The sequence below is a fragment of the Streptomyces altiplanensis genome (assembly GCF_053591575.1).
On sequence record NZ_JBSFUB010000180.1, the window covers coordinates 1 to 6,387 of the forward strand.

The 6,387-nt window shown below is 71.8% G+C and carries 5 protein-coding genes; 3 read left to right on the plus strand and 2 right to left on the minus strand.

What is annotated here, in order from left to right; translation table 11 throughout:
• Positions 1-265: 265 nt before the first annotated feature.
• Together ACWD0Y_RS35705 and ACWD0Y_RS35710 are read left to right on the plus strand one after the other, a co-directional pair.
• Positions 266-982, plus strand: a complete 717-nt coding sequence (locus ACWD0Y_RS35705; protein WP_450264418.1) for a hypothetical protein — start codon at positions 266-268, stop codon at positions 980-982.
• Between the two features lie 84 nt (positions 983-1,066).
• Complete coding sequence (locus ACWD0Y_RS35710; protein WP_450264419.1) at positions 1,067-1,675, plus strand: hypothetical protein; 609 nt, start codon at positions 1,067-1,069, stop codon at positions 1,673-1,675.
• Here ACWD0Y_RS35710 and ACWD0Y_RS35715 read toward each other — a convergent pair.
• Positions 1,661-2,791, minus strand: coding sequence for a hypothetical protein (locus ACWD0Y_RS35715; RefSeq protein WP_450264420.1), 1,131 nt, complete (start codon positions 2,789-2,791; stop codon positions 1,661-1,663). The two genes, ACWD0Y_RS35710 and ACWD0Y_RS35715, sit on opposite strands and share 15 nt — an antisense overlap.
• Before the next feature lie 27 nt (positions 2,792-2,818).
• Positions 2,819-3,844 carry a LacI family DNA-binding transcriptional regulator gene (locus tag ACWD0Y_RS35720; RefSeq protein ID WP_450264421.1) on the minus strand — a complete coding sequence of 342 codons (1,026 nt, stop codon included), beginning with the start codon at positions 3,842-3,844 and terminating at the stop codon, positions 2,819-2,821.
• 236 nt (positions 3,845-4,080) lie between these two features.
• Here ACWD0Y_RS35720 and ACWD0Y_RS35725 point away from each other — a divergent pair, with 236 nt between their 5' ends.
• A complete protein-coding gene (locus ACWD0Y_RS35725; RefSeq protein ID WP_450264422.1) occupies positions 4,081-6,303 on the plus strand; it encodes an NADP-dependent isocitrate dehydrogenase in 2,223 nt (740 codons plus the stop codon).
• Positions 6,304-6,387: the final 84 nt, after the last annotated feature.

Consider the following 6,387-nt stretch of genomic DNA (forward strand, 5'->3'; position numbering starts at 1 on the left):
GACCGGCGGCTCCCTGACGGGCCCCGCGTCGGCCGCGCGTCGGACGCGTGTCCGACGCGGGAGAGGGCCCGGCTCCGTGCCTGGTGGGAGGCGTGCGGGAGGCAGGCTCCCTTGGCCTGTTCACGCCATTCCGCATCGATTGACGAGGGGGCGTCAATTCCGCAGAGTGAAGGCGAGGAGCGGCCCGCTTTCCCGTTCCGCATCCCCATTTTGGGAGCGCTCCCGGAATTCCCCGCCCGTCCTGCCCGCACAGGAGGAAACCCCCATGCGCAGACCCGCGTTACAACTGACCATGGCCGGCCTGGCCGCGCTCGCACTCGTGCTCGCCACCATCGCCGTCCAGCTGACGACCTCCCGGACGGCCACCGCCGCCGCGGGCCAGACCACGGCGGTCACCGGTGGCCCGGACAGCTTCACCCAGCAGCTGCCGACCGGTGGAGCCTCGCAGTACACCACCCCGCTCGAACGCTGCCACACCAGCCCCAGCTACCCCTTGTCCGGTACCAACCCGATCCTGAGCGAGCCGCTGACCACGTCCTTCACCTCGAACGTCCCCCTCTCCGTCAGCGTGAAGGCCGACAGCACCACCGGTTACGGCGTGCGGGAGCTGGTCTTCACCAACCGCTCCGACAAGCCGATCCACCTGGACTGCGGCGTCCTGATCTTCCGGGCCCCGTCCGGCTCGGACCAGCACCACTACGGGGCCTCCCAGGCGTTCGGGCACCCGCAGCAGGACTTCCTGGAGGTCAAGCGGGGCGACGGCACTTCGTTCTACATCGCGCGCCTGGGCTTCCACGACGTGTCGCTGCCCCAGCGGGGCATCGACCCGGGCCACACCTGGGTGTACAAGCTCGGTGGGTCGAACCAGGGCGCGGTGTCCCTGGAGACCACACGTGACTCCATCCGCTTCACCGCGGACCTGAGCGTCTCCTCCAACACCGACCTGGCGAAGAAGTACGGCACCGTCCGCTACGCCAACTGATCCCCCGTACCGCAGTGCCGTGAGGGCCGGGCAGACACGCGCCCGGCCCTCACGGTCCGTGCCGTTTGGAGGCGGCATCCGCCCATGGACCGACTCATCCGCCGGCGTACCGCCCGGCACCCCGGCCGCCGGCCGGCCGCTTGGCGCACGGACCGCGCCCGCCTGCTGCGGCTCTCCGCAGTGGTCGCGGCACTGATCGCGGTGGCCCTGGCCGGCCGCGCCCAGGACAGCACCGGCTCACCGGGCGGCGCAGGGCAGGCGGTCGGGGCCGGAGCCACGGCGACGCAGGCCGCCCGCTCGGCCGCGCAGACCCACCTCGGACTGCTCTCGGGCGGTGACTGGGCCACGGCCTGGGACGGATGGAGCGGTGACGCCCAGCGCCACGTGCCACGGGACACCTATGTCCGTACGCACCGGATCTGCCACCCCCTGCTCGCCGTCCCGCTGGAGACGGTACGGGCGGTCCCGCTGGACCGGCGCACCGTCGAGGTCGGCTGGCGGGGCGGAGGCACCTCGGGCACCCTGCGCATGGTGTCCGAGGGCGGCGGATGGCGCGTCGCACCGACCCGCGCGCAGCTGGGCCCCTACGCGGACGGACCCGGCGAGGCGGTCGCCGCACTGCGCCGCCGGGGCGAATGCCCACGCCAGGAGGCGGCCGGCCGGGTGCCGGGCGCCTCCTCAGCCGGTGCGTAGGCCGAGCCCGTAGAACCTCACCTCGTACGGGTCCGCCCACTCGCCCTCGCCGCCGAGGACCAGGGAAAGAGGATCGCCGAGGCCCGCCGCACGAGCCGTCCTCACGAGAAGCTCCGCGACGGCGGACGCGTCGACCTCTCCGGGGCCGCCTGCGTCGACGCGCCACCGCGGGGCATCGCTGTCCCGCATGAAGCCGTTCGTGTGCGGGAGCGCGGCGGCGGGCTGCCAGCCGAGCGCGGCGGCGTCCATGCCGTCCGGTGCGTAACACCCGATGTGCAGCCGCCCGTCACACTCCACGTGGAACAGCATGGGCTCACCGGTGGTGCCCTTCACCGGCCCGTACAAGGGCATCGAGAAACGCAGGCCGAGCGCGGTCGACTCGGCGGGCAGCGTGCCCAGGAAACCGGCCAGCGCATCGCTCAGCGCCTCCCAGGACCACACCGCCCAGGCCTCGGGGAGGTCCTCCTGGTCCACGTCCGCGAGGCGGCCCCGGACGCCGAAGAAACCGGGAAACCCACGGTCGCGGTAGGTCAGCCATTCGAACCAGGAAGTGACAAGGGTGATGCGCCCGAGCACCAGTTCCGGTCCGGACGCGCCGGCGCGCAGCTCCAGCGCGGCCGGACCGTTCTGCCAGCGCAGGTACGGCGTCCCCCAGGACTGCTCCACCACGTCGGTGAACGGGCGCAGCCCGCCGTAGGAGCCCGCGACGGCCGCGGCGCCGAGTGCCCCGGTGACCGCGTCGGCCACCCGCCGGAACGCTGTCGCCTGGGCGAGCGCGTCGGGGGCGGCACGGACCACGGGCACGGCGAGTTCGGCGTACTCCTGTCCCTGCCTCTCGTCCGGCTCCCTGTCGGCCGGGACCGCGCGGGCGTCCCCGGCCCGCAGTCCGGTCAGCGCGCGGGGCCCCTCGGCCGTGTCCAGCCACGTCCACCCGAGCTCCTCGGCCAGCGCCCGGACGTCACTCCCGTACCACCTCCCGCCCCACTCCATGCCCTCGCCCAGGGCGAAGAGGCGCCGGGCCAGTGCTCCCGTCTCCGTGGCGTTCATGTACTCGTCGAGCCCAGCAGTCATCGCGTCCCCCGGCTGATCGTCCCTCAGCAGGACATCGTGCCCCATGGCTCCGACATCGCCGCGGGCTCCCGCTCAGGCCGACGCGCGCCGCACCAGCTTGGTGCGCAGGATGACGTGGCGCCAGGCCGCGCTCGGCGCCTCGATGTCCTCCAGCAGCACCCGTGCCATGGCGCGGCCCATCTCCTCCACCGGCTGGCGCACGGTGGTGAGCTGCGGGTCGGTGTGCTGGGCGAGGGGGGAGTCGTCGAACCCCACGACGGCCACGTCCTCGGGCACCCGGCGGCCCGCCGCGCGCAGGGTGTGCAGGGCGCCGGCGGCCATGATGTCGGAGGCGGCGAACACCGCGTCGAGGTCCGGATGGCGGTGCAGGAGCTCGGCCATCGACCGGCGTCCGCTCTCCTCGGTGAAGTCGCCCTGCGCGATCCACGACGGGTCCACCTCGCCGAAGGACTGCCGCATCGCCTCCTGGTAGCCGCGGAGCCGGCACTGCGCGACGTACATGTCCGGCGGGCCGGTGACCGTGGCGATGGCGCGCCGTCCCGAATCCGCCAGATAGCGCACCGCCGACCGGGCGCCGCCGACGTTGTCGGAGTCGACGTACGACACGGCCTCGTCGCTGGAGCGCCGGCCGCTGAGCACGGTCGGCAGTTCCAGCTCGGCGAGCATGTCGGGGAGCGGGTCGCTGCCGTGCACGGACACCAGCAGCACCCCGTCCACCCGGCCGGCCCGCGCGTACTGCACGAACCGCTGCCGTTCCTTGTCGGTGCGCACCAGCGTGAGGAGCAGCTGGATCTCGGTCTCGGCCAGCCCCGTGCCGACCGCGTGGACGATCTCGGAGAAGAACGGCTCCGCGAAGAAGCGCCGCTCGGTCTCCGTGATCACCAGCGCCACCGCGTCGGTACGGCTGCCGGCCAGCGCACGGGCGGCGTGGTTGGGGACGTAGCCCAGCTCGGCTATCGCCTGCTCGACCACCAGCCGGGTCTCGGTCTTCACCCCGGGCGCGTTGTTGATGACACGGGACACCGTGCCCCGCCCGACGCCCGCGAACGCGGCCACTTCCTCGAGCGTGGGCGGGCCCGTGCGTCCTTTCGCCACCATCGCGCGCGACCTCCAGGAGCGATATTCCGGTCCCCGGGTCACCTGTTGGCAGGGGGACAGGCACATCGAATCACCGGAAGCGCTCCCTCCCCAACCAGTTGATCGCATTCGTCGGCGCGTTCCTCGCGAGGTGGCGGGTTTCTGCCCCGATGTCGGGGCAGGGCCCTGTCGAGAGGGGGACGGTCAAGAGATATCTTGATGTCAAGCAATGTTGCAGACGTGGAGCGGAGCACCCGGTGACTGACTCGACCATCATCTACACACACACCGACGAGGCCCCGGCCCTGGCGACGTATTCGTTCTTGCCTGTGGTCGAGGCCTACGCCTCGACGGCCGGGGTCACGGTGGAGAGCCGTGACATCTCGCTGGCGGGGCGCATCATCGCCAGCTTCCCCGAGCACCTCAAGGAGAGCCAGCGCATCGAGGACGCGCTCGCCGAGCTCGGTGAACTGGCCAAGACGCCCGGCGCGAACATCATCAAGCTTCCGAACATCTCGGCCTCGATCCCGCAGCTGAAGGCCGCCGTCGCCGAGCTCCAGGAGCAGGGCTACGCGCTCCCGGACTACCCGGACGACCCGAAGACCGACGAGGACAAGGAAGTCCGCGCGCGCTACGACAAGGTCAAGGGCAGCGCCGTCAACCCCGTACTGCGCGAGGGCAACTCCGACCGCCGCGCCCCCGCGTCGGTCAAGAACTACGCCAAGGCGCACCCGCACCGCATGGGCGCGTGGACGGCCGACTCGAAGACCAACGTCGCGCACATGCAGAACGACGACTTCCGCTCCACCGAGAAGTCCGCCGTCATCTCCGAGGCGGGCTCCCTGCGCATCGAGCTCGTGGGAGACGACGGCACCACGACCGTCCTGCGCGAGTCGGTGCCCGTCCTGGCGGGCGAGGTCGTCGACGCGGCCGTCATGCGCGTCGCGGCCCTGCGCGAGTTCTTCGCGGCGCAGGTCGCCCGTGCCAAGGCCGAGGGCATCCTGTTCTCCGTGCACCTGAAGGCCACGATGATGAAGGTCTCCGACCCGATCATCTTCGGCCACGTGGTGCGCGCCTTCTTCCCGAAGACCTTCGCGCAGTACGGCGAGGCGCTCGCCGCCGCCGGTCTGTCGCCCAACGACGGCCTCGGCGGCATCCTCAAGGGCCTGGACTCCCTGCCGGACGTCGGCGCCGAGATCAAGGCGTCCTTCGAGGCCGAGCTCGCCGAGGGCCCGGCCCTCGCGATGGTCGACTCCGACAAGGGCATCACCAACCTGCACGTACCGAGCGACGTCATCGTCGACGCCTCCATGCCGGCCATGATCCGCACCTCCGGCCACATGTGGGGCCCGGACGGCCAGGAGGCCGACACCCTCGCGGTCCTCCCGGACAGCAGCTACGCCGGCATCTACCAGGTCGTCATCGACGACTGCCGCGCGAACGGCGCGTTCGACCCGTCGACGATGGGCTCGGTGCCGAACGTCGGTCTGATGGCGCAGAAGGCCGAGGAGTACGGCAGCCACGACAAGACCTTCGAGATCCCGGCCACGGGCACGGTCCGGGTCGTCGACGCGGCCGGCAACGCCGTCCTCGAGCAGGCCGTCGGCGCGGGCGACATCTTCCGCATGTGCCAGACCAAGGACCTGCCGATCCAGGACTGGGTCAAGCTCGCCGTCACCCGCGCCCGCGCGACCGGCGTCCCGGCCGTCTTCTGGCTCGACGAGACCCGCGCGCACGACGCGCAGCTGATCGCCAAGGTCCGCACGTACCTCGCCGAGCACGACACCGAGGGCCTCCGGATCGAGATCATGTCGCCGGTCGAGGCCACCGCGTTCTCCCTGGAGCGCATCCGCCGCGGCGAGGACACCATCTCCGTCACCGGCAACGTCCTGCGCGACTACCTGACCGACCTGTTCCCGATCCTCGAGCTCGGCACGAGCGCGAAGATGCTCTCGGTCGTCCCGCTCATGAACGGCGGCGGCCTGTTCGAGACCGGCGCCGGCGGCTCCGCGCCCAAGCACGTCCAGCAGCTCGTCAAGGAGAACTACCTGCGCTGGGACAGCCTGGGCGAGTTCCTCGCGCTCGCGGTCAGCTTCGAGCACCTCGCGCAGTCCACGGGCAACGCGCGCGCCCAGGTGCTCGCCGACACCCTCGACCGCGCGACGGCGACCTTCCTGGAGGAGGACAAGTCGCCGAGCCGCCGCCTCGGTGGCATCGACAACCGCGGCAGCCACTTCTACCTGTCGCTGTACTGGGCGCAGGAACTGGCGAAGCAGACCGAGGACACGCAGCTCGCCGAGGCGTTCGCCGCTCTCGCCAAGACGCTGGCCGAGCAGGAGCGGACCATCGTCGACGAGCTGATCGCGGTGCAGGGCTCGCCGGCCGACATCGGCGGCTACTACCGGCCCGACGCGGCCAAGGCCGAAGCCGTGATGCGTCCGTCGAAGACCTTCAACCAGGCCATCGCGACCCTCGCCTGACGCCACAGCGCCACTGCGGACCGTTCCGGTCCTGTCCCGCCCCGGCCGACGCCCCGCGTCGGCCGGGGCGGCCGTGTCCTCACG

Excerpts from the sequence above, each read along its gene's own strand:
- ACWD0Y_RS35705 (WP_450264418.1), top strand. The coding sequence starts at position 266 with ATGCGCAGACCCGCGTTACAACTGACCATGGCCGGCCTGGCCGCGCTC.
- ACWD0Y_RS35710 (WP_450264419.1), top strand. The coding sequence starts at position 1,067 with ATGGACCGACTCATCCGCCGGCGTACCGCCCGGCACCCCGGCCGCCGG.
- ACWD0Y_RS35715 (WP_450264420.1), bottom strand. The coding sequence starts at position 2,791 with ATGGGGCACGATGTCCTGCTGAGGGACGATCAGCCGGGGGACGCGATG.
- ACWD0Y_RS35720 (WP_450264421.1), bottom strand. The coding sequence starts at position 3,844 with ATGGTGGCGAAAGGACGCACGGGCCCGCCCACGCTCGAGGAAGTGGCC.